Here is a 26102-nt window from a genome sequence, read left to right as displayed (position 1 = left end):
ACAAAGAATTCAGAGCATTTACATCATACTTTGAGCAACTCATATAGGTTTATATGTATCTATCAAGTAATTTTTGCACTATCCCCTTAAAAAATAATGCTCTTGATATATTCATCATTGCCTACACTTGTTTGCAGTTATTGGGCTGCCCTTTTCATTCATAAGCGTTACATCTTTTGTGCTCTCTACTTTTCCGTTAATGAAAGGGATGTTTCTTTTATTCCTTCAAATTCATTTAGTACATACATAGCTATTTTTTCAACTGCAGGTGAATCCACTATCTCTTCATGTGATCCAGAAACAGAATACATATTTACTCTTCCTTTTAATAAAGGTCCCCAATCTGTAAACAACTCTTTTCCTTCCTCAGCACTAAAGTAGAGAACTTTTCCAAAGTATGGTATCAAATCATTCTCTGCCATTAAGTTCAGGCATTTCCTATGAGCATTGATAACTTGCTTTAAATTCATAAGATCTGCATCTGGCGGGAGTACTCCTTCCATAATTAATCGCTCCACAAGCATATCTTGTTTATGGATGAGGCCTTCTTCCTGCTCAGTAAAATCTCTAGGAATGAAATGCTCATATATATATGAGAGCATTTCTTCTCTTGTTTTATAATCCTGCTCTGATGGTACTTTTGTATCCATTAGTACCAACAACTCAACTTCCTCACCTTGACTCCTTAGTACAGTTGCGACTTTATAAGCAATTGCACCGCCTAAAGACCATCCTCCAAGACGATATGGACCTTCTGGCTGAACACTTTTTATTTCTTCGATGTAAAATTGAATTACTTCCGGCAAGGTCAACTCGTCAATTTCTTTCTTTTCTATAAGAGGATTCTGTAAACCATAAAATGAACAATGGTTCTTAAGTAATCTTGCTAGTTGAATGTAACAGAATACATTCCCCATAAACGGATGAATGCAGAAGAACGGTCTTTTTTCTGATTCTTGCAGTGGAACCAGCGCTGATACTGATTTCGTCATATCATACTTATCACGAATAAGGCATGCGATTCCTTCCACTGTTGGATTCTTAACCAATGTAGACACCTTAATCTCTTTTCCAAACTTCTCCCTAATTTTTGAAACTAGTTTAATTACAAGGAGAGAGTGTCCCCCTCTATTAAAGAAATCATCATTTACATAGACATCTTCTATCTGTAACACATCCTGCCAGATTTTAATCAACTGATATTCAATTTCATCCCTTGGAATGATTGGTGTAGAGAAGTTATTTTCTCTTTGAATAGTTAAATTGTTCAATGCCTTTCGATCAACTTTTCCATTCGTTGTAAGAGGCATCTCGTCTACCTTAATAAAGTGTGCAGGAACCATATAATTCGGTACTTGTCTCTTGAGATATTCACGCCAATCATGCATACTTCCATCTCCAACTACATAAGCAACCAATCTCTGCTCTCCTAATTTATCCTCTGTTACCAAAACTACTGCTTCTTTTACCAATGGATGCCCCTCTAGATTCGCTTCAATCTCTTCAAGTTCAATACGAAAGCCCCTAATTTTCACTTGATTATCAATTCTTCTCAAGTAATCTAAATTACCATCAGGTAAATAACGAACCAAATCTCCCGTACGATATAAACGCTCTTCTTCATTAAATGGATGACGGATAAATCGCTCTGCTGTTAATTCTGGACGATTCAAGTATCCTCTCGCTATACCTGCACCACCGATATATAGCTCACCTGTTACACCAACTGGAACAGGTAGCAAATTTTTATCCAATACATAAGTTTGAACGTTCGGCAACGGACGTCCAATCGTAACTCTCTTACTATCTGTTTGAATATGATAACACGTTGCATCAACCGTACATTCTGTAGGACCGTATACGTTATAAAAATCAATTTTTTCGGTCTCTACTAGCTGTTCCCATAATGACGGCATGATTGCTTCACCACCGACTAATATCTTACTTGGTACATGAACATCAGCACTTATTTCTAGCAACCCTCCATCTATAAGTAATTGAAGTAATGAAGGTGTCATATCAAACATTTCCAATTTATTCTCCCTAATATAGGACACAAATTGTTCCGGATTAGTGCGAACTTCACTTGGGATAATATATAAACTTGAACCATAAAGCAACATTTGTAATTGCTGAATAGATACATCAAAGGCAATTGACGCATTCAAACCGACGCGCATATTACTAGGTATGTCATGTGAGAAAACTTCTTTTTGTAAACCATAGGATAGGTTTATTACAGAATGGTGCTGTACTAAAGCCCCCTTTGGATTCCCTGTCGAACCAGAAGTATAGATAACATACGCTAAGTTTTCCCCTGTTACCTCACATATTGGTGAAAGTTTGCTTTCTTGAGAAAGCATTGCTTGGTCCCTATCTAGGCAAACTGTCTTGATGTCTTTAGGTATCCATCCTAGTAATACCTCATTTGTAACTAACACTTTAATTCCCGTGTCTTGTAAAATATATTGCAGGCGGCTTTCCGGATTCGATGGATCCAATGGAACATAGGCTGCTCCAGCCTTCCAAATTCCCATGAGACCAACAATCATCTCAACTGATCGATCAAAGCAGAGGCCAACTAATGACTCTGTCCCAATTCCACATTTCTGTAAATGATGGGCTAATTGATTAGCTCTTTCATTCAGCTCTCGATACTTTAGTTGCTGTTTTTCATCTACCACTGCCACCGCGTCAGGTGTACGATTTACTTGCTCTTCGAATAGTTGATGAATTACATTCTCACGTGGATAGGATATAGCATTATTATTCCATTCTTCCAATAGCTTTCTTTGTTCAGCCTCCGTAATATATACTAGCTCCGATAGATTTTGATCAATGTTTTTGAGCATTTGCATTAACACTTTGTGTAAATGACCCAGCATTCGTTCAATGGTTACTCTATTAAACTTACTACGGTCATACATTAACTTTAACGATAACTGAATTCCTGGAACTACAGCCAATCCTAATGGATAGTGGGTTTGTTCTACCCCTTTCAATTCACCAATTTCCAGATTTTCTGAAGATTCTTCTTTCACTGGATAATTTTCAAACACATATAAACAATTGAACAGCGGTGTACCTCTAGGAACCTCACTCCACCCCTGAATCTCTGTCAAAGAAGCATACTCATATTGTCTTCTTTCTATCTCTTCCTCTTGTATCTTCTGCAACCAATCTATTACTTTTATATCATCCATCAATTGAATTCGCGTCGGTGACGTTGTAATGAAAGGACCTACGATGTTTTCAACATCAATAATCTCCGTAGAACGCCCTGAGCTTGTTACACCAAAAACAATGTCATTTTCTCCACTATATCGGCTCATGAGATATGCCCATGCACCTTGAATTACTGTACTCAAAGTAAGTTTATTTCGTTTCGCCCATCCTTGTAACGCTTGAGTCTGCTCTTCTGATAAATACGTAACCTTCTCTGTGTAACCTTTTTCTTCCTCTTTACTTTCTAAGCCCAGTAAAGTTGGTGCAGTAAAACCTTTTAGCTTCTCTCTCCAGAATTGTTCCGCCTGCTCCTTATCTTGTTCTCTGAGCCATTGGATATATTTCTTATATGATGAGGACTTAGGTAACTTCACAGCTTCTCCATTCATGCTCTTCTGATAGACTGTAAGTAATTCATTAAAGACTAATGGTAAACTCCACCCATCCAGTAAAATATGGTGATGTGTCCAAACAATCCGATATTCTTCCTCACCTTCTTGAATGACTGTTATCCGCATCAATGGTGCTTCATCAAATTGGAAGGCTTGTTTTCGATCTAATGCCAAAAAGACTTTTCTTTTTTCCTCTATCTCTTCACTTGTCATTGTACGCCAGTCTTCTTTGTTCACTTTAAATGGGATATTTTCATACACCACTTGTATTGGTTCTTCAATTTCATCCCATACAAATGCTGTACGAAAAATTTCATGCCGCTGAATTACAGATTTCCACGCCTGCTCAAATGTAGGAATATCCATTTCCCCTTGAATCATAAAACTCAATTGCACTATATACGGTGCAACATGTTCATCCCCTTGATCATGCAATGTGTGGAAAATCATACCTTCTTGCAAAGGTGATAGTGGATATAAATCAGTAATCTGATTGTTCTTTCCACGATGCATTTTTTTTAGTACATTTGTCAAACCTTCTTGGCTAAGATTAGCCATTGCAAAATCCGAAATGGTCAGTGCAGATTCTCTATCTGAAGATTGAATCAATCTACTCAGTTGATATAGCATATTCTGTGCAATACTTTGAATCGTTGATTTGGCAAATTGTCCAACATTGTATACCCAAGTGAACTGAAGTTTTCCATCCGTTACAACCCCAATTACATCAATTACATGCGATCGCTTGGAACCGGCAGCATGATCTAAACGCTTAAATTCGTTCTCTGGAATAAACATTGCATCGCTAGAAAACATTTGGTCAAATTGTCCAAGATAGTTAAAACTAATAGACGGTGTATATTGGGAGCTTAATGGCTCACACATTGTTGTGTTCATGTAACGCAACACCCCATAATCAACACCCTTATTAGGAATTTTGCGAACTTGTTCTTTAACTGCTTTTAATGCTGCAATTGGCGTATTAGCATTAGTAATATTTAAATGAACTGGGTAAATACTTGTAAACCATCCCACGGTTCTCGATAAATCAACATCTTCAATAATCTCTTCTCGACCATGTCCCTCTAAATCTACGCTTAATATCGGCTGCCCCGTACATGCTGCTGTAGCTTGTACCAATGCTGCTAATAATACTTCATTGATTTGGACACGGTGAGTGCTTAAAGTCTCTTGCAATAACATACGGGTCTCATTCTCGTTTAACACCACAGTAATTTCCTCAGTTACTGCGCTTACTGGATTACTTATAGTACCATCTACTGGCAGTATAACTACGTCTTGTTCAACCTGCTGCTCCCAGTAATGTAGCACTTCTTTTGATATTCCAGTTTGAGCGTAATGTTGTAATTTCTCCGACCATTCTTTAAAAGATGTACTCTTCATAGGTAATTTAATTTTTTGCCCTTGGACTGCTTGCGTATATGCTGTTTGCAAATCTTCCAATAAAATTCGCCAAGAAACACCATCGACGGCTAAATGATGAATTGTCCAAAATAATCGGCCAGTCTTCTCACCTTCATCAAAATACACCATTCTCATTAAAGGACCATCATGTAAATTCAATCTTTCTTGTGCAACATTAATCTCTTTTTGAATAACTTCATGCCAATCCGCTTCCGGCACTTCGTCTAATGAAATGACAGTCAGCATCAATTGTTCTTCAATTCCTTCATTCCACTGTTCCCAAGTCCCATTAGGTAAACGTTCATATCTTAAACGCAGGGCATCATGATGAAGTAGAAGGTTACGCGCTGCCTTTTCCAGTGATCCTATGTCCAATTTTTCTTTCGTTCTAAAGAACATGGATTGATTCCAATGATGTGGATTAGGATGATTTTGTGCAAAAAACCTTTGCTGAATAGGTGTAAGTATCGTCTCTCCAGTTATAATTCCTTGTTCAGCTTGTACACCTTGTTCTTCTTTGACTACTTGCGCCAACTCAGCAATCGTTTGGTGTTCAAATAGTTGTTTTGGTGTCAACTGTAAACCAGCTTGCTTTGCGCGAGAGACAATCTGAATGCTAAGAATTGAATCTCCACCAATTTCAAAAAAGTTATCATAAATACCAATACGTTTTGAACCTAGCACACGTTCCCAAATCATAGAAAGCTTATGTTCACTTTCATTTCTTGGGGCCGCGTAGCCTTCTTGTGTTCCTTGATAATCTGGTATAGGTAACGATTTCCGATCAACCTTTCCATTTATGGTTAGCGGTAATTCTTTCATTTCGACAAAGTAGGAAGGTATCATATGGATTGGCAGTTTTGTTTTAAGATACTCTCGCCATTCTTCTACACTACCTTCGCCCACTACATAAGCTACTAACCTCTTATCTCCCGACTGATTTTCCCTAACTATTACAACTACCTCTTTTACCAAGTCATGCTCTTGTAAAGTCGACTCAATCTCCCCAAGTTCGATTCGAAATCCTCTAATCTTCACTTGATTATCCATTCTTCCTAAGTAGTCTATATTACCATCAGGAAGATATCTCACAAGATCGCCTGTTCTATATAACCTCTCGCCTTCTTTGAATGGATGAGAAATAAATCGTTCGAATGTTAACTCTGGACGATTCAAGTACCCCTTTGCTAGACCTGCTCCTCCGATATAAAGTTCCCCCATCACACCAACTGGAACTGGCAACCTATTACTATCTAATACATAAGTTTGGACGTTAGGCAATGGACGCCCAATTGTTACTCTCTTACTATCTTTTTTGATATGATAGCATGTTGCATCAACCGTACATTCTGTAGGACCATATACATTATAAAACTGTATTTTATCAGTCTCTACTAGCTGTTCCCATAATGACGGCATAATTGCTTCACCACCAACCAGTACCTTACTTGGAACATGAACGCCATCGCACGTTTCTAACAATCCGGCATCTATAAGTAATTGAAGCAATGAAGGTGTTATATCAAAGATTTCTAACTTGTTCTCCCTAATATAAGCTACAAACTGCTCCGGATCACTTCGTACTTCATTCGGAATAATATACAAACTTGAACCATAAAGCAGCATTTGTAATTGCTGGATAGATGCATCAAAGGCAATTGACGCATTTAAACCGACATGCATGTTAGATGGTATCTCATGTTCGAAAACTTCTTTTTGTAAACCATGCGACAAGTTTAGTACAGAATGATGCTGTATCAAGACACCCTTTGGATTCCCCGTTGATCCTGAAGTATAGATAACATACGCTAAGTTTTCTCCTGTTACTTCACATTTTGGTGAAAGAATGCTTTCTTGTGAAATCATTGCTTGATCCCTATCTAGACAAACTATCTTGATTTCTTTAGGTATCCAGTCTTCCAATGACTCGTTCGTAACTAATACTTGAATTCCAGTGTCCTCCAAAATATATCGTAGACGACTTTCTGGATATGATGGGTCTAATGGAACATAGGCTGCTCCAGCCTTCCAAATCCCCATAATACTAACAATCATCTCAACTGAACGCTCAAAGCAAAGTCCAACCAATGATTCATTCCCAATCCCGCATTGCTGAAGATAGTGGGTCAATTGATTAGCTTTTTCATTCAGCTCTCGATACGTTAACTGCTGTTTTTCATCTACCACTGCTACCGCATCAGGTGTACGATTTACTTGCTCTTTAAACAGCTGATGAATCGTACTTTCCTGTGGATATGCTACAGCATCATTATTCCACTCCTCCAACTGTTTTTGCTGTAATCCTGACAATATAGGCAACTTAGCTAATGATTTATCAGGATTCTCCACGATTACATTCAACCAGTTCCCAAAATGTTCAGCCATGGATTCAATAGTTAAGCTGTCAAATAAATCAGTTCTATAAACAAAAGTAAGTAATAAACCCTCTTCCACTTCTGCAGCAGTTAAACTTAAATCAAACTTAGCGATAGGAGCATTACTTTCCATTACTTCTATATTTCTTCCATGTAGTTCTGGTAGCTTCTGTCCCGTATTTTGCAAAGTAAACATGGTTTGGAAAATCGGAGAATGGCTTGTATTTCGTTCAGGTTGGATAACCTCTACAATTTTCTCAAACGGAACATCTTGATACTCATACGCCTTCAATGCTTTTATCCTCACTTGAGACAACAACTCTTGAAATGCCGGTGCATTACTTAAATCAGCTCGATAAACCAATGTATTGACAAAGAAACCAATCAGCCCTTCAATTTCTCGATAATTTCGATTTGCAATTGGGCTGCCAACAATAATATCCGTTTGTCCCGTATAACGAGCAAGGAAACTTTGATACGATGCCAATAAGGTCATGAAAAGTGTGGCCCCTTCTTGACGACTTAGTTCGTTTAATTTATCCAGTAATGAGCGCGATAACAAAACATTATGAGTTAATCCATGGTGGGTTTGCACTGGCGGACGCGGACGATCCATTGGCAACATTAAGACTGGTAACTCACCGGATAATTCTTCCTTCCAATACGTAAGTTGTTGATATAGTACTTCATCTTTCAACCATTCTCTTTGCCACTGAGCAAAATCGGCATATTGAACTGGTAGTGGTTCCAGCTCTGCTTGTTTTTCACCAATCGCATTCTCATAAAATGCCATCCATTCTTGAAGCAAGATTTCCATCGACCATCCATCTGAGATAATATGATGCATATTACATAGAAGAACCCATTCTTCTTCTGAAATTCTTATGAGTTTCCCACGGAACAATGGCCCTTTTTCTAAATCAAATGGAGATTCGACTTCAGTTTGAATCCATTGCTCCAACTTTCTTTCTCGCTCCTCTAATGAAAGCTTAGTTAAGTCCATTTGCAGAAGCGGACGGAAAACGTACGGTTGAATCTGCTGCATAGGATGGCCATCCTCTTCATAAAATACAGTCCGCAAAGATTCATGACGCTCTATCAACTGATTCCATCCCAACTCCAATGCCTCAGGTAACCAATTCCCTGTAAGACGGCATGCCATTGGCATATTATAAAGTGCACTATTAGGTGCAAATTGATCAATAAACCATAAGCGCTGTTGGGCATAAGACAGTGGAATATTTCCCCCTCGTTCCATCGGCATCAATGGTGGAATTTCTCGTTTTTCGCTCCCCTTACGTAACTGATCTATTCGTTTCGATAATGCCTCGACCGTTGAATATTCGAACAGTTCACGTACTGGCAATTTGATTTGAAAGACTTCCTGTAAGCGTGAGACCACTTGTGTAGCAAGTAGAGAGTGACCACCAAGCTCAAAGAAAGAATCCTGAACATCAATGTCTCTTATTCCTAGCACTTGACTCCATACTGAAGCAATAAGTTCTTCCAGCGGAGTTCTTGGGTATACAGTATTTTCAGCGGATTGTTCACTAAGTATAGGCAATGCCTTCAAATCAAGCTTTCCATTCGGTGTAAGTGGTAAAAATTCCATCTCAATAAAGTTTGTTGGAACCATGTAATTAGGTAAATGTGTTTGTAGATGTTCTCGCCATTCATGGACACTTCCTTCACCAACTACATAAGCTACTAATCTCTTATCACCTTGATTATCCTCTCGCGCCAATACAACAGCTTCTTTCACAGAAGAATGCGCCTGCAAAACAGCTTCTATTTCTCCCAATTCAATCCGGAAACCACGAATTTTCACTTGGTCATCTATACGTCCATGGAACTGGAGATTACCATCAGAAAGATAACTTGCTTTGTCTCCTGTATAATAGAGACGTTCTCCTGACTTGAAAGGATGTGGAATAAATTTTTCCTTTGTAAGATCCGGACGATTAGCATATCCACGTGCAAGGCTCTTCCCTCCAATATAGAGATCTCCAATTACACCAATTGGTACTAGCTGAAGATGAGAATCTAACACATAAACTTCTGTATTCGCAATCGGTCGACCAATCGATGGCGTACCCGTTGTCACTCCTACAGGTACGTAACAATCTGTGGTAACAACGGTATTTTCCGATGGACCATACTGATTAATTACCGCAAAAGGAATATTGTTAGATGGATACTGCGTTAATTGATCCCCACCAGTAATGATAAAACGAAGCTCCGTTTTATCTGGCCAAGATAATTTCAATAGTCTTTCCAGAATAGGCGTAGGTGCAAAACTAACTGTTATTTGTGAATCGATGAGCCAGTCCCTTAGCGCTTCTGGATTAATTCTCAGTTCCTCTGTTGACAAGTAGAGTGCTGCGCCAGCAGTTAGATACGGCCAAATCTCCTGGACAGCCGAATCAAAAGCAACCCCTGCAATCTGAGTCGCACGATCCTCTGCTGAAATATGATAAACTTCTTGATGCCAAGAAACCATATTCATTAATGAGCGATTTTCAACCATGACACCCTTCGGTTTTCCTGTAGAACCAGAGGTATAAACAATATAGGCTAAGTTCTCTGGATTTATTTGACGTGTAGGTGCGATTACGCTTTCCACTGTTAGTTCTTCTAACCTCACCATTTCGACGTGTGCGAAATGTCCTTCTTGTCCTTCCGCCGTCACTACAAATTGAATTCCTGCATCTTCAATCATGTATTCTAACCTTGATTTTGGATATAACGGATCTAAAACAACATAAGCTCCACCAGCTTTTAAAATGCCTAGTAAACTTGCCATTAGCTCAGCTGACCTCGGAAGATAAACTCCTACCACTGACTCTGGGGCTACTCCCTTTCGCCGTAAAACATTTGCCAACTGATTTGCTTGTGTATCCAGTTCACCATAAGTCCACTGTTTTGTTTGATCAACTACCGCAATCGCATCCGGACGCCTTGCTACTTGCTCCTCAAATCTGTCGCAAATAAGACCCTGATGAGACATTTCCATTACAGTGTCATTCCATGTTTCTAATAACAAAGTACGTTCGGGTTCTGATAGCATGCTCAGGTCATGCAACGGATTTTGTGGGCGATGAGAAACTTCATGTAGCCATTTCTCAAAGTGTCCTGCCATCCGTTCAATAGTAGTAGCATTGAATAAATCCTTATTGTACTCAAAAGTAAAAAGTAATTCCTCTTCCGTCTCAGTTGCCATTACACTTAAATCAAACTTTGCAATTGGACTATGGCTTTCTATCATTTCAATACTTCTACTAGATAACATCGGAAACTCTTGTTTCATATTTTGCAAGATGAACATAGTCTGGAAGATTGGCGAATGACTTGTACTTCGTTCCGGTTGCACAACTTCTACAATTTTTTCAAATGGAATATCTTGATATTCATACGCCTTCAATGCCTTTTGACGAACCTGATATAGTACATCTTGAAATGTCGGTCTACCACTTAAATTAGCTCGATAAACCAGCGTGTTAACGAAGAAACCAATTAGTCCTTCAATTTCTCTATAATTCCGATTCGCAATTGGGCTTCCGACCAGGATATCTTCTTGTCCCGTATAACGAGATAGAAAACTTTGATATGCAGCTAAAAGCGTCATGAAGAGTGTAGCCCCTTCTTTTCGACTAAGTTCATTCAATTTATCATGTAGCGTGCCTGGCAGAACCAGAGTGTATGTCGACCCGTGATGAGTTTGTATTGCGGGACGCGGGCGATCCATAGGAAGTTGGAGTACAGGAAGCTCCCCAGACAATTCTTCCCTCCAATATTGGAGTTGTTGATCAAGCACCTCCTCCTTTAGCCATCCTTTTTGCCACTGAGCAAAGTCTGCATATTGAACCGGTAATGGTTCAAGTTCCGCTACCTTTCCATCCGTTGCTTTCTCATAAAATGCCATCCATTCTTCAAGTAGGATTCCCATTGACCATCCATCTGAAATGATATGATGTAGAGTACAAAGGAGTATCCATTCTTCCTCTCCCACATGCAAAATACTTGTCCTGATTAATGGACCTTCTGTTAAATCAAATGGCACTTCTGTTTCTTGTTGAATTAAACGTTTAACTTCTTCTTCTTGATCTTCAGAAGAAAGCATAGTTAAATCCGTTTTCGGAATTGATTGAAAAGCATACGGTTCAATTTGCTGTACGGGTTGACCGTTCACTTCGTGAAAGACCGTCCGCAGTGATTCATGACGTTCTATTAGTTGATTCCATCCCGTTTCTAATGCTTCAAGTAGCCAATTCCCTGTAAGGTGGCATACCATTGGCATATTGTAAAGGGCACTATTAGGTGTAAATTGATCAATAAACCATAAGCGTTGTTGGGCATAAGATAGTGGGATAGCTTCTCCTCGTTTCATTGGTATTAGCGGCGGAATCTCTCGTTTTTTATCTCCTTTACGTAACTGATCTAATCGCTTTGCCAGTGACTCCACCGTTGTATATTCAAATAGTTCACGTACTGGTAATTCGATTTGAAAAATTCCCTGTAAACGTGAAACTACTTGAGTAGCTAGTAGTGAATGACCACCGATTTCAAAAAAGGAATCCTGAACATTAATATTTTTTATTCCTAACACTTGGCTCCAAACGGAAACGATAAGCTCCTCCACTGGTGTTCGTGATGAAGTAATATCTTCACTTATGAACTGTTCTTCTAATTCCAGTAAGGCTTTCCGATTCACCTTACCATTTGGAGTGAGTGGCATACCTTCAATTTTGAAAAAGTATGCCGGAACCATATAATGTGGCAGTTGCTTCTTGAGATATTCACGCCACTCCCCAGTATCGCCTTCACCCACTACATAAGCTATTAACTGCTTATCTCCTGGTCGATCTTCCTTCACCAACACGACTGCCTCTTTTACAGATGAGTGATCATGTAAAGCTGCTTCAATTTCTCCCAATTCAATTCGGAATCCTCTAATTTTAACTTGGTTATCTATTCTTCCAATATATTCTAAGTTACGATCATTCATATATCTCACCAAGTCACCCGTTCGATATAATCGTTCCCCGTCCTTAAAGGGATGCGGAATAAAACGTTCAGTAGTTAAATCCGGTCGATTGAAGTAGCCACGTGCTAATCCTACTCCTCCAAGGTAAAGTTCCCCTGCCACACCAATCGGGACCACTTGTTGATATTGATCTAACACATACAACTCTGTATTATCAATCGGACGACCAATCGGAATAAGCATTGGTTCTTTTTCTAAATCACAATCGTAATAAGTCACATCCACAGTTGCTTCAGTAGGACCATACAAGTTAATTAACTTTGTTTGCTGAGCATTGTAAAGGATCCCCTTAAACCGGCGAACCTGCTCAGTGTTTAACGCTTCTCCACTAGTAAAAACTTGAATTAAAGACGATACATCCCTTTTCGAATTATATAGTTCCATATACTCTAAGAAAGTAGATAACATCGACGGAACAAAGTGCATGGTGGACACACGATATCGTTCAATATACTCCTCAATCACCGCAGGGTCTTTCTCTCCTCCTGGTGGAAGTAAACAAACACGTGCTCCTACAAATGACCACCAAAATAATTCCCAGACAGAAACATCAAACGAAAACGGTGTCTTTTGTAGGATTGTATCCTCCTCAGACAATGGGTATTTTTTCTGCATCCACTGTAGGCGATTGATAACAGAATGATGTTCAATCATTACCCCCTTTGGATTTCCCGTCGAACCCGAAGTGTATATAATATAGGCTAAGTTATTTGCTGTTACTCCACTTACCGGAGCTAAATTACTCTCTTTAGAAATCATCACTTGATCCCGGTCTAAACAAATTGCTTGAATATCTTTAGGTAACCAGTCCTGTAGTGTTTCTTTTGTTAACAGCACTTGAATTTGTGAATTCTCCAAAATATATCTTAGGCGGTTTTCGGGATAACTTGGGTCCAGTGGGACATAAGCCCCACCTGCCTTCAAAATCCCAAAGAGACCAATAATCATATCAGGAGAACGTTCAATACATATACCAACCAATGATTCAGGTCCGATACCTCGTTTTTGTAGAAAATGTGCCAATTGATTCGATTTTTCATTCAGTTCTTGATATGTTAGCTTTCCACCCTCATAAACTACCGCCACTGCATCAGGTGTCCGTGCAACTTGCTGCTCAAATAGCTCATGAATCATACGATCATGACCATAAACTACGTCCGTATCATTCCATTCTTCTAGGAGTTGTTTTTGCTCAGTATCCGATAACATTGACAGCTTTGTATATGATTCATCTGGATGATACGTGATTTCATTTAGCCAGTTCTCAAAATGTACTGCCATACGCGCAATGGTACTACTATCAAATAAATCCGTGTTGTATTCAAATGAGACGAATAGACCTTCTTCCACTTCATAGGCAGTTAAGCTCAAATCAAATTTAGCAATAGACATATTACTTTCTACCATTTCAATACTTCTATCAGGCAAATCTAGTCGTTCTTGTTTTATATTCTGTAGCGTAAACATGGTCTGAAATATAGGGGAATGACTCATGCTTCGTTCAGGTTGCACAGCTTCTACCACTTTTTCAAATGGGATATCTTGATATTCGTATGCTTTTAACGCCTTTTTCTTTGTTTGGTTCAAAATCTCCCGAAAAGTAGGGGTGCCACTCAAATCTGATCGATAAACCAACGTATTAACAAAGAAACCAATTAATCCTTCTACTCCCTTATGGTTCCGATTTGCAATCGGGCTACCAACTAGAATATCTTTTTGTCCCGTATAACGAGCAAGAAAGCTCTGGTATGCGGCCATTAAAGTCATAAATAAAGTAGATCCTTCTTGTCGACTTATATCCTTCAATTGACTGAGCAATTTATAAGGAAAAATCACATGATGCGTAGCCCCAGAGTAAGTCTGCTTAACCGGCCGAGGTCGATCCACTGGCAGTTGTAAGATAGGAAGCTCCCCAGACAATTCTTCCTGCCAATACGTAAGCTGACGATTTAGCACATCACCTTGCAACCACTCCTTTTGCCACTTCGCAAAGTCTGCATATTGAATGGATAATGAACTTAATTTAGCAGGATTTCCACCCATTTCTTCTTCATAGAAAGCAAGTAATTCATTCATGAATATACCAATGGACCAAGCATCAGAAATAATATGATGCATCGTACACAGTAATAACCATTCATCCTTCTCTAATTGAACAAGCTGATTACGAATTAAAGGACCATTCATTAAATCAAATGGTTCTTGCGCTTCTCTCGCAATTAAACTATCTACCTCTTTTTCTTTTACTTCTGGAGGAAGTTGAGAGTAATCTCTTACAGGTAATGCTCTAGGAAGGAATTCGGCAATTTGTTGCACAGGTTGTTCTCCTACTTCTTTAAAAACAGTTCGTAATGATTCATGGCGTTCAATGAGTCGATTGAATCCCTTTTCTAATGCTTCAGGTATCCAATTTCCTTTTAGATGCCATACTGTTGGAATATTATATAAAGAACTGTTTGGGTTAAATCTGTCCATAAACCACAAACGTTGTTGTGCATAAGACAACGGGAGTGCTTCTTTATTCTCCTTTTTTTGCATTTGCTTCTGAAGCCATGCTCTCTTCTCAGGAGAAAGTGAACTCAGCTTTGCAAGTAAATCACTTCTCATTTTTTTACCCCTTCCTCAATCAAATTACTCTCGAATATCCCTTGTGCTTCTTCCTCTGATAGCTCCTCTAATTGCTTAAGTAGTTCCAGTAATTCTTCATCATTACTCACTTCTGCTTCTTTTTGAACATAGTCTTGAAGACTTACATTCTCCTTACTATCATTCTGCATTTCTTGATTTTTGTTATCGAGCAATTGATCAATCTGTTCTGCCAATTGCTGCACCGTATGAAACATAAATAAATCATGCAATGGTATCTCGATTCCAAAAGCCTCTTTAAGATTGGAAACAGCTTGCGTAGCGAGTAGTGAATGGCCACCAATTTCAAAAAACGAATCTTGAATTCCGATGTTTTCCATACCTAAAACTTCATGCCATATTGAAACGATTGTTTTTTCCGTAGACGTACGAGGAGCAATATAACCACTTGCTATCTCCTGTTTCTCTGGTGCTGGTAAAGCCTTCCTATCAATTTTCCCATTAGGAGTGAGTGGAAATGCATTTAATCCAACAAAATAGGCTGGGATCATATAATTTGGTAGTTGACCCTTGAGATAATCACGCCACTTTTGAGCATCTCCGTCTCCTACAACATAGGCAATTAAACGTGGGTCGCCAGGATAATCTTCCCGCACCATCACAATAGCTTCGTTAACTAGTGTATGCCTTTGTAATGTCGCTTCAATTTCTCCTAGTTCAATCCGGAACCCACGAATTTTTACTTGATGATCGATTCGTCCAACATACTCCAAATTTCCATCCGGCAAATACCTTACTAAATCTCCAGTCCGGTATATTCGCTCTCCTTCTTTAAACGGATGCGGTATAAAACGATTTTTCGTTAAGTCAGGGCGCTTTAAATATCCACGTGCTAATCCTGATCCACCAATGTACAACTCACCAACTACACCAATTGGAACCATTTTTTGTTCAGCACTTAGTACATATACTTCTGTATTGAATATTGGTTTACCAATCGGTGGAACCCTATGCATGACACCCTTTTCTAATTCCATATACGTGGAATACGTAGTATCTTCGGAAGGTCCATATAGGTTGTACACCTTTTCAATCGTATTTCTCTCGTATAAATCTTGAACAAGCGAATATGGCAATGGTTCTCCAGCCAAATTCATCACCTTTACCGAAGAAGGTATTGTTTTTGCTCGAACCAGTTCCTTTGCTGCCGATGGCACAGTATTAACCAAAGTCACACCTTTGGAAGACAACTTCTCTAGATGTAGCGCATTTTCAGTGACAATCACCTTACCACCCATCGTTAAGGGAACAAATACTTCAAAAACGGATAAATCAAAAGATAGCGAAGTTGAAGCTAACACTCCCGCTAATTCCTTTCGGGAATACGTGTGATGCGCCCAATGAATCATTGTTACTGTATTCCTGTGCTCAATCATTACTCCCTTTGGATTTCCAGTGGAACCTGAAGTATAAATAATATAGGCTAAGTTATCGCCCGTCACTTCACTCGTACATACCGTAGTTACTTCTTGTTCTATTTCTGCTCGATTACGATCAATACAAATCACGTTGACGAATTTAGGTATAGCCATTTTTTGTTGTAACTTTTCCTGTGTCACCAGTACCTTTATTTGAGCATCTTCTAAAATGTACTGCAGTCGACTTTCCGGATACGCTGGATCAATTGGGACATATGCTCCTCCCGCCTTTATAATTCCTAAGAGACCGACAATCATCTCGGATGAACGTGTAACGCAAATGCCAACTAATGATTCGCATGTTACACCATTTTTTTGTAAATAATGTGCCAACTGATTCGAGCGTTCATCCAACTCTCGATATGTTAGTTCTTCATCTTCGCACACTACTGCAATTGCTTCTGGTGTTTTTTTCACCTGTTTTTCAAACATTGTATGAATCGTACTTTCTTCCATATCTATAACACGCGATTTATTCCATTCCTCTAGTAGTTGCTTATATTCTACTTTCGATAACATATTCAGTTCTGATAGTACACATTTTGGATGAGAGACAATTTGATTTAACCAATGTTTAAAATGACTTGCCATACGTTCAATGGTTGTATCATTAAACAAATCAGTATTATATTCAAAGGTTAGTGATAATCCTTCTTCCGTCTCAGAAGCAAATAAACTCAAATCAAATTTGGCAACAGAAGCATGGCTTTCCATGAGTTCCATTTGTCTTTCAGATAGCTGAAGAAACTCTTGTTTCGTATTCTGTAAAGTAAACATAGTTTGGAATATTGGTGAATGACTTGTATTCCGTTCAGGTTTTACGGATTCTACCACTTTCTCAAATGGAATGTCCTGATACTCGTATGCTTTTAGCGCTTTTTTTCTTACCTGCGACAAAAGTTCTTGGAACGTCGGATTTTCACTGAAATCAGCTCGATAAACCAACGTATTTGCAAAGAATCCAATTAATCCCTCAATCTCTTTCACATTTCGATTAGCGATGGGGCTTCCAACTATAATGTCGTCCTGTCCTGTATAACGAGAAAGGAAGCTTTGATACGCTGCCATCAATGTCATAAATAAAGTGCACCCTTCTTGCAGACTTAAATCTTTGAGCTTTTCCTGTAGGGAATTCGCCACTATTAAGGACTGACTTGCACCACGATGGGTTTGAACTGCAGATCTAGGACGATCCATCGGTAATTGTAAAACCGGTAGTTCCCCAGATAATTCTTCCTTCCAATATTGAAGGTGCTGATTCAAATTCTCCTCTTTTTGCCATTCCTTCTGCCACATGACAAAATCTGCATATTGGATAGATAACTCCTTCAATTCCACTGGTTTTCCGGTTAGTGCTCCTTCATAAAAAGCCATCCATTCTTCAAGTAAGATTCCCATTGACCATCCATCTGAAATAATATGATGCATCGTACAAATGAGAACCCATTCTTCCCTGTCCACTTTCAATATTCGTGTTCGAATCAGAGGATCTTGTCCAAAATGAAATGGTTCCTCAGCTTCGTTTTGAATGAGCCGTTTCATTTCTCTTTCCCTATCTTCCAAAGAAAGATCTGTTAGATTCGTTTGAGGAATATGTCTGAACACATGAGATTGAACCTGTTGAAAAGGTTCACCCTCTTGTTCTAGAATTGTAGTCCTTAATGATTCATGACGCTCCAACAATTGATTCCATCCGACCTCCAATGCTTGAATTGACCATTTACCTGTTAAGCGACACGCTGCATGAATATTGTACATAGCACTATTTGGCATTAATTGATCAATAAACCATAGACGTTTCTGCGCATAGGAAAGTGGGATAACTTCTTCTCGTTTCATAGGTACAAGAGGAGCAACCTCTCGTTTTTTATCTTCTTTTCGTAACTGATCCACTCGTTTCGCCAATGCTTCCACTGTATCGTGCTTGAAAAGTTCACGTAATGGAATTTTAATTTGGAACAGTTCTTGCAATCTAGAGACGATTTGAGTAGCAAGTAGTGAGTGCCCACCACGTTCAAAGAAGGAATCCTGAATACCAATATTTTCTGTTCCTAACACTTGACTCCAAACCGAGGCAATAAGCTCTTCCGATGGCGTCCGGGGTAGCACATTTAAATCTTCAATAGCTTGCTCATCAGATGCTGGCAAGGCCTTTCGATCAATTTTCCCATTCGGAGTAAGCGGGAAGTGTTCTAACTCTATAAAGTGCGCTGGAATCATATGATTTGGTAATTGGTTTTGTAAATACTCTCTCCACTCTTGGGTATTTCCATCGCTTATTACATATGCAACCAATCGTTGATCACCTGGACGATCTTCTCTAACTAATACAACAGCCTCTTTAATAAACGAACATTTTTCTAAAATGGCTTCAATTTCTCCTAATTCAATCCTAAAACCACGCATTTTGACTTGATGGTCCATTCTACCTATAAATTCTATATTTCCATCAGTTAGATATCTTACTGAATCTCCTGTTCGATATAGTCGTTCTCCCAATTGGAATGGATGCGAAACGAATTTTTCAGCAGTAAGATTCGGACGATTTAAGTATCCACGTGCTAAACCAGCACCACCAATATATAACTCACCCTCAATTCCTATTGATTGCAAGCGTTGATTTTGGTCTAATACATATAATTGCGTGTTCTGTATTGGCTGCCCAATAGAAACAAATTCTTGATTAGGCTGAATATCAAATGCATTGACATAAATAGTGGCTTCAGTTGGCCCATAAAAGTTGGTTAATTTCACTTGTCCACTATAATTCCATTTTTGTTGAAAACGTCTAACTAACCCTGAACTTAGTTCTTCTCCACCAGAAAATACATGGCGTACGGACGAACAATTCATGTTCAATTCAATATGATTGAAGTAATCTAAGAAAACAGATAACATCGAAGGTACAAATTGAACTATAGTAACCTGATGTTGTTTAATCACTTCAGCTATAATAGAAGGATCTTTTTCTCCACCTGGAGGTAGGAAAGATACACTTGCACCAACGTGAATGCCCCAAAACAATTCCCAAACAGAGACATCAAATGAGAATGGCGTTTTCTGCAAGACCACATCTTTTTCAGAAAGCGGATATTTATGTTGCATCCATTCTAGATAATTAATTACTGAATGATGCTCAATCATTACTCCCTTTGGATTCCCTGTAGATCCTGAAGTATACATAACATACGCTAAATTTTCTCCTGTTACACCACTTATACATGGGGTTGTTTCTTCTTTTTCAATTGCAGTGTAATCTTTATTCATACAAATCGTTTCTATATTTTCAGATACAAACAAATTTTTAGAATTCTCTTCCGTCACTAGTACTTCGATTCCAGCATCCTCTAATATATATCGAAGTCGACTCTCTGGATAAGTAGGGTCAAGTGGAACATACGCTGCTCCTGATTTTAGAATACCTAATAACGCTATCATCATTTGTAATGAACGTTCCATATATACCCCAACTAGAGACTCTGGGCCTACACCATGCTTTTGTAAATAATGAGCTAACTGATTTGCACGCTTCTCCAACTCTTTATAGGTAATTTGTTCATTTTCGTAACTAGCCGCGATTGCTTCCGGTGTTTTTTTTACTTGCTCCTCAAACATCGTATGAATCATGCCTTCAGCCGAATAATTAACTTGAGTATGATTCCATTCCTCTAGTAACTGTATTTGTTCTTCTTCTGTTAAATGAGTAATTTCAAATAGTTTTGAATCTAAGCTCTTCGTCATCTGAATTAATATTTGCAATAAGTGATTCTGAATCCGATTTATTGCTTCTTCATTAAAATAGCTTCGATCATACATCAACTTTAAAGTAATTTTCTTACCGGGCATTACAATGAGTGTTAAAGGATAATTTGTTTGTTCCGTGCTTTTAACATCTAGTAATCTTAAATCATCATTTCTCTTATCTTGAATTGGATAATTTTCAAACACATACAAGGTATGAAATAAGGAGCAATTTCGCGGAACCTCACTCCAGCCTTGAATATCTATCAACGAATTATACTCATACTGTCTTCGTTCCATTTCTTTCATTTGTATTTTACGAAGCCAATCTACTACTGATGTATTATCCGTTAATCGAATTCTGGTAGGTAATGTGTTAATAAATAGCCCCACCATATTCTCTGCTCCTATTAAATCAGTAGGACGTCCAGCGCTAGTTACGCCAAATACGACGTCACTGTCACCGCTATACCTACTCATCAAATAAGCCCATGCACCTTGTACTAACGTATTCAACGTTAATCGATTATTTCGTACCCACTTTTGTAAACTCTCAGTAAGTTCCTCAGATACTTGATAAGCACACTCTCCATAACCCTTCTCTTGTCCTTGATCCTTTCTTTCCATTGCTAATGGAGTAGGTGCATAGAACCCTTTTAATTCTTCTTTCCAAAATTCCTCTGCTTGACTTTGATCTTGTTTATTTATCCATTGAATATATTTTTTATAAGGAAGAGATTTAGGAAGATTCAACAATTCTCCCTTTATCATCTTGAGATAAACTTCCATCACTTCACTAAGGATCAATGACACACTCCATCCATCTAGCAAAATATGATGATGTGTCCAGATAATTCTCGTTTCCTCTTTTGCTTCTTTAATCGCAGTGACTCTCATCAATGGTGCTTCATCCAATAAAAATCCTTTCCTACGATCTGCAGTCAAAAACTGTTGTAATTTCTTCTCGTTCTCCTCATGCGAATAGGTACTCCAATCCTCTTGATGAATAGTAAAAGGAAGACGTTCGTAAACTGCTTGTAGAGGTTTTTCTACTTCTTCCCAAACAAATACTGAGCGCAGAACCTCATGTCGTTGAATAACATATTCCCAAGCTTTTTCAAAAGTAGCAACATCCAATTGCCCCCCGAGCAAGAAACCTACTTGTACAATATAGGAAAAAGAATGTTCATCATCTTGATCGTATAAAGTATGAAACAGTATTCCTTTTTGCAAAGGTGATAAACCATATATATCAATAACGTCTCCCATTTTTACACCCTCTTCTTTGTTAATTTAAGTAATACTTTGCTTAAGCTTTCTTCCGTAAGATCCTCTGCATCAGCAAAATCTGATACCGTAAAAGCAGACTCTGTTGTTGGTTTATTTATAAGTTGACGGAGATGCCTTAACATACCATCTGCTATCACTTGAATTTTTAATTTAGAAAACTGTTCCCTACTATACATCCAAATAAAATGTAACTTTTCATCTTTCACCATTCCGATAACTTCAATTAGATGAGATGGTTTGGAATCTGGAGCATGATCTAAAAATGTAAACCCTGCCTCTTGCACAAACAAAGATTCCTTTGAAAACACCTGATCAAATTGGCCCAGATAGTTAAAGCTTATCGAAGGCTTTTGCTGATAAAACGGAAGTATTTCTTTATTCAAGTAACGTAAAATACCATAGTCAACTCCGCGATTTGGAATTCGACGTAATTGTTCTTTGACAGCCTTTAACCCTTCAATAGGTGTCTGAGTTCCTTGAAAATTGAGATGAACGGGATAAATACTCGTGAACCAGCCCACTGTCCTTGATAAATCAATACCTTCAATCATCTCTTCTCTTCCGTGTCCTTCTAGATGAATAGAAACGGTTTGCTGATTTATACAATCAACGATAGCTTGTCCTAATGCCGTTAATAGTACCTCATCAATCCTTGTCTTATGAGTGACTAGAACTTCGTGTAACAATGTTTGTGTTTCTTCTATTCCTAAAGTCCTCGTCACTTGATCAATCGATTCTTCTGTTGTTTCTTGTATTGGATAGTCCATTGGAATTTTCATCGTTTCTTTTTCTACTTGTTCATTCCAATAATTTTGTACTTCTTTTGAAATACCCGAATCACTGTATGTCTGGAGTCGTTCAGACCACTCTTTAAAAGATGTACTTTTCGCAGGTAAGCGAACTTCTTGACCTTGTTTCATCTGGTTATATACCACCTGTAAATCTTCCAATAGAATCCTCCATGACACTCCATCTATTACTAAATGATGAATCACCCAGAATATTCGATCATTTCCAGTCAAGTTATCTTCAAAGTACACTACTCTCATTAACGGACCAGTAACTAAATTGAAACTAGCTTGATTAATGTTCATCTCTTCTTGTATTATTTTATTCCACTCTTTTTCATTAACTTGATCACGTTTTACAACATGGAGTACTGACAGCTCATCAGTCCCTTCATTTCTCTGCCTCCACGTTCCGTTTGGTAACTGTTCGTACCGGAAACGTAAAGCATCATGATGTTTCAGTAAATTTAATATCGCTCCCTCTAGTAATTTCACATTCAATCTTTCTTTTACTCTTAAAAGCATTGATTGATTCCAATGCTCTGTATGTGGATGTTCTTGCTCGAAGAACCAGCACTGAATTGGAGTAAGAGGCACATCACCTATCACAATTCCCTGCTCCGCTTGTACTCCCTGCGTTTCTATAGCCACTTGTGCCAGCTCAGCGATAGTTGGGCATTCAAACATTTGCTTTGGAGTAAGTTTTAACCCCACTTGACTTGCTTGAGATATGATTTGAATACTGAGAATCGAGTCGCCACCAATTTCAAAGAAATCATCATAGATTCCCACCTTTTTAACACCTAATACTCGCTTCCAAATGGTAGTCAGTATCTGTTCGTTACTATTCCGAGGGCCAACACATTCACTATTAATCTGCTTTTCCTCTGGCATAGGTAAGGCCTCTCGATCAACTTTACCGTTAGCTGTAAGTGGAATAGCTTCCATCGCCACAAATCCCGAAGGAACCATATAACTTGGTAGTTTCGCTTTAAGATACTCTCTCCACGCATCTACATTTCCATCTCCTACAACATATGCTACTAATCTTTTATCACCCGGCTGATCTTCTCTTACAATTACAACTGCCTCTGTTACAGATGCATTTGTATTTAAAGTAGACTCAATTTCCCCAATCTCAATTCTGAAACCACGTATTTTAACCTGATGATCAATTCTTCCACGATAATCTAGATTCCCATCTGGCAAATACCTAGCTAAGTCTCCTGTCCGGTATAATCTTTCTTTCGAATTACTACTAAATGGATGAGATATAAAACGCTCTGCTGTTAATTCAGGTCTATTTAAATATCCACGTGCCAATCCTGCTCCACCAATATAAAGTTCACCATCAACACCTATAGGAACAGGTTGTTGATAAGCGTCAAGTATATACACTTCTAAATCGGGAATCCGCTTTCCAATATTACTTCTTGAAGCATGCTGCACATCATCTAGAGTAATTGGATAATATGTAACATGAACTGTAGTTTCTGTAATTCCATACATATTAATTAACTGTGGTTTTTTCTCTCCATACCTTTGAAACCACGGTAACAAGCTAATAGGTTCTAACGCTTCTCCGCCAAATATTACGTAACGCAGCTGCAAATTTTTATTCTTATCTTCTTGTTCACACACTCGTATTAATTGTCGAAATGCGGAAGGTGTCTGATTTAGAACTGTGACTTCTTCCTCCACCAATAATTGATAAAAATCCTTAGGTGATCGACTAATCCAGTACGGAACAACAACTAATTTTCCACCATATAATAACGCTCCCCAAATTTCCCATACTGAGAAATCAAATGCATACGAATGAAAAAGCGTCCAAGTATCTTTTTCATTAAACTGATACCAACAATCCGTCGATTTAAATAGCCGAATAACATTGTGATGCTCTATCATAACGCCCTTTGGATTTCCCGTTGATCCCGAAGTATAGATTACATATGCCAGATTTTGGGGACCGACACTAGAAACCGGAAAAGACTTACTTTCTTTCCCAATCTCATCTTGATCACGATCCAGGCAAATCGACTCAACATTTTCTGGTAACCAGTTCAATTTTTTTAAACTTTCTTGCGTTACGAATAACTGAATGCTAGCATCTTCTAAAATATATTGAAGTCGTTGCTCTGGATATGTTGGATCAAGTGGGACATAAGCCCCACCAGCCTTCAAAATCCCTAAAATACCTACAATCATCTCGTGGGAACGTTCAACGCACAGTCCAACTAAAGTATCAGGTCCTACTCCCTTTTTCTGCAGATAATGAGCTAACTGGTTTGCACGTTCATTAAGCTCCTTATAAGTAATTTTTTCTTTTTCATACGTAACTGCAATAGAATTTGGATAAATCATCGCTTGCCGTTCGAACATTTCATGAATAGTTACTTGAGGTGGGACATCCAGTTTAGGATTGTTGAACTCAACTAAACTTTTTCTTTTATCTTCCTCAGAAATGATTTCTATTTCAGCCACCTTCTGCTTTGGGTTTACAAAAATATTTCCCAGTATCACTAGCATAACGTTAAAGAATCGTTCTATCTCTTCCTTAGAAAATAGCTCCTCACGATAATCAATATGTACATGTAAAGAGTCTATATCAATTAGATTTTCAATATGCACTGCAAAATCTTGTACTTCTTCACGGTTTGGAATCCATAGTGAGTCACCACTTTCATCACGATCCCTATAATCAATCGTAGTTCCGAAAAGTCTCACATTACTGTTATTCTCTTTATTAATCTGCTTTAATAACAAATCAAATGGATATTTCTGGTGTCTTAATGATTTACTTTGTTTTCTGGACACTCTACTAATAAATGAAAGTACTTCTTCTTCTGGATCAATATCCATTCTTAAAGGAACTGTACTCACCATCATTCCAATCAATTTTCGTTCCATTTTAGTCATACGGTTGCCGTAAGCCATTCCTAAACCAATATCAAGCGATGAGGTCCACCGATACATGGACAACGAGAAAGCAGCAACAAAAAGAGTATATAAACTAATTTTGTAATCTTCAGAAAATTTTTCTATCTTTCTCTTCAAATGTTCCGTTAATATAAACGTCTCACGTGATGCTTTGGTACTAACTTGGTACGTATTATAAGGCTTCAATCCAGTCACAGATGGCAGTGTTTTAAATTCCTCTAACCAAAATTTTTGATCTTTTTGAAAGCGACTACTATTCAAGTATGTTTGTTCGTTGGTCAGAAATTGAACATATGAATTTTTAATTTCACCCTCCTCATTCTCGTTATGCATATCATAATAATATTTTGCAATCTGCTCAGTAAATATTTGAATTGATAAACCATCCATAATAATATGATGAACATTTCCAAAGACTGCACATTCATTATCGTTTAATTTTATTAAAGCGAAATAGTATAAATTTGAATTAAATAATGTAAACGTTTCTTTTGTTTTCTGCTCAATCCATTCCTCAAGCAAATTTGTATTCTCCACATTACTGAAATCAAAAAACTCAAATTCTTGTTCTTCATGTTTAGTAAAATATTGTTTCGGTTCCTGATGCCCATTTTCTTTTAACCTAATGCACAGACCGTCATTTTCACTGATAACGCGATTCACAACTTGGTTTAATTTTGAATAATTCATTTTTCGATGAAGTTTAAATAAAAATCTTAAATTACATATTCCTTTATCAGAATGAACGACTTCTGTATACCATATTCTTCGCTGCGGATGGCTTAATGGATAGCATTCCTCATTGGTCATAAAAATCT

3 protein-coding genes are annotated in these 26102 nt (G+C 38.1%); all 3 read right to left on the bottom strand.

The window, feature by feature from the left end:
• Positions 1-185 precede the first annotated feature (185 nt).
• Genes ACQRBL_RS28835 through ACQRBL_RS28825 form a run of 3 tightly spaced genes read right to left on the bottom strand, consistent with a single transcriptional unit; the run spans position 186 to position 26094 of the window.
• Entirely contained in the window at positions 186-15068 is a 14883-nt protein-coding gene (locus tag ACQRBL_RS28835) for a non-ribosomal peptide synthase/polyketide synthase (protein WP_427736118.1), read from the bottom strand.
• Positions 15065-21535, bottom strand: coding sequence for a non-ribosomal peptide synthetase (locus tag ACQRBL_RS28830; RefSeq protein ID WP_098377335.1), 6471 nt, complete (start codon positions 21533-21535; stop codon positions 15065-15067). Before ACQRBL_RS28830 ends, ACQRBL_RS28835 begins: the two co-directional genes overlap by 4 nt.
• 2 nt (positions 21536-21537) lie before the next feature.
• Entirely contained in the window at positions 21538-26094 is a 4557-nt protein-coding gene (locus ACQRBL_RS28825) for an amino acid adenylation domain-containing protein (RefSeq protein WP_411996067.1), read from the bottom strand.
• Between the last annotated feature and the right edge of the window lie 8 nt (positions 26095-26102).

The sequence above is a fragment of the Bacillus sp. AF62 genome (genome assembly GCF_050312695.1).
GTDB classification, from domain to species: domain Bacteria; phylum Bacillota; class Bacilli; order Bacillales; family Bacillaceae_G; genus Bacillus_A; species Bacillus_A cereus.
The sequence above is the reverse complement of the archived record's forward strand: the minus strand, read 5'-3'. Positions and strand labels throughout refer to the sequence as shown.

What these genes read in the sequence shown, in the direction of transcription:
- ACQRBL_RS28835 (WP_427736118.1), bottom strand. Translation starts at nt 15,068, where the DNA reads ATGAGAAGTGATTTACTTGCAAAGCTGAGTTCACTTTCTCCTGAGAAG.
- ACQRBL_RS28830 (WP_098377335.1), bottom strand. Translation starts at nt 21,535, where the DNA reads ATGGGAGACGTTATTGATATATATGGTTTATCACCTTTGCAAAAAGGA.
- ACQRBL_RS28825 (WP_411996067.1), bottom strand. Translation starts at nt 26,094, where the DNA reads ATGACCAATGAGGAATGCTATCCATTAAGCCATCCGCAGCGAAGAATA.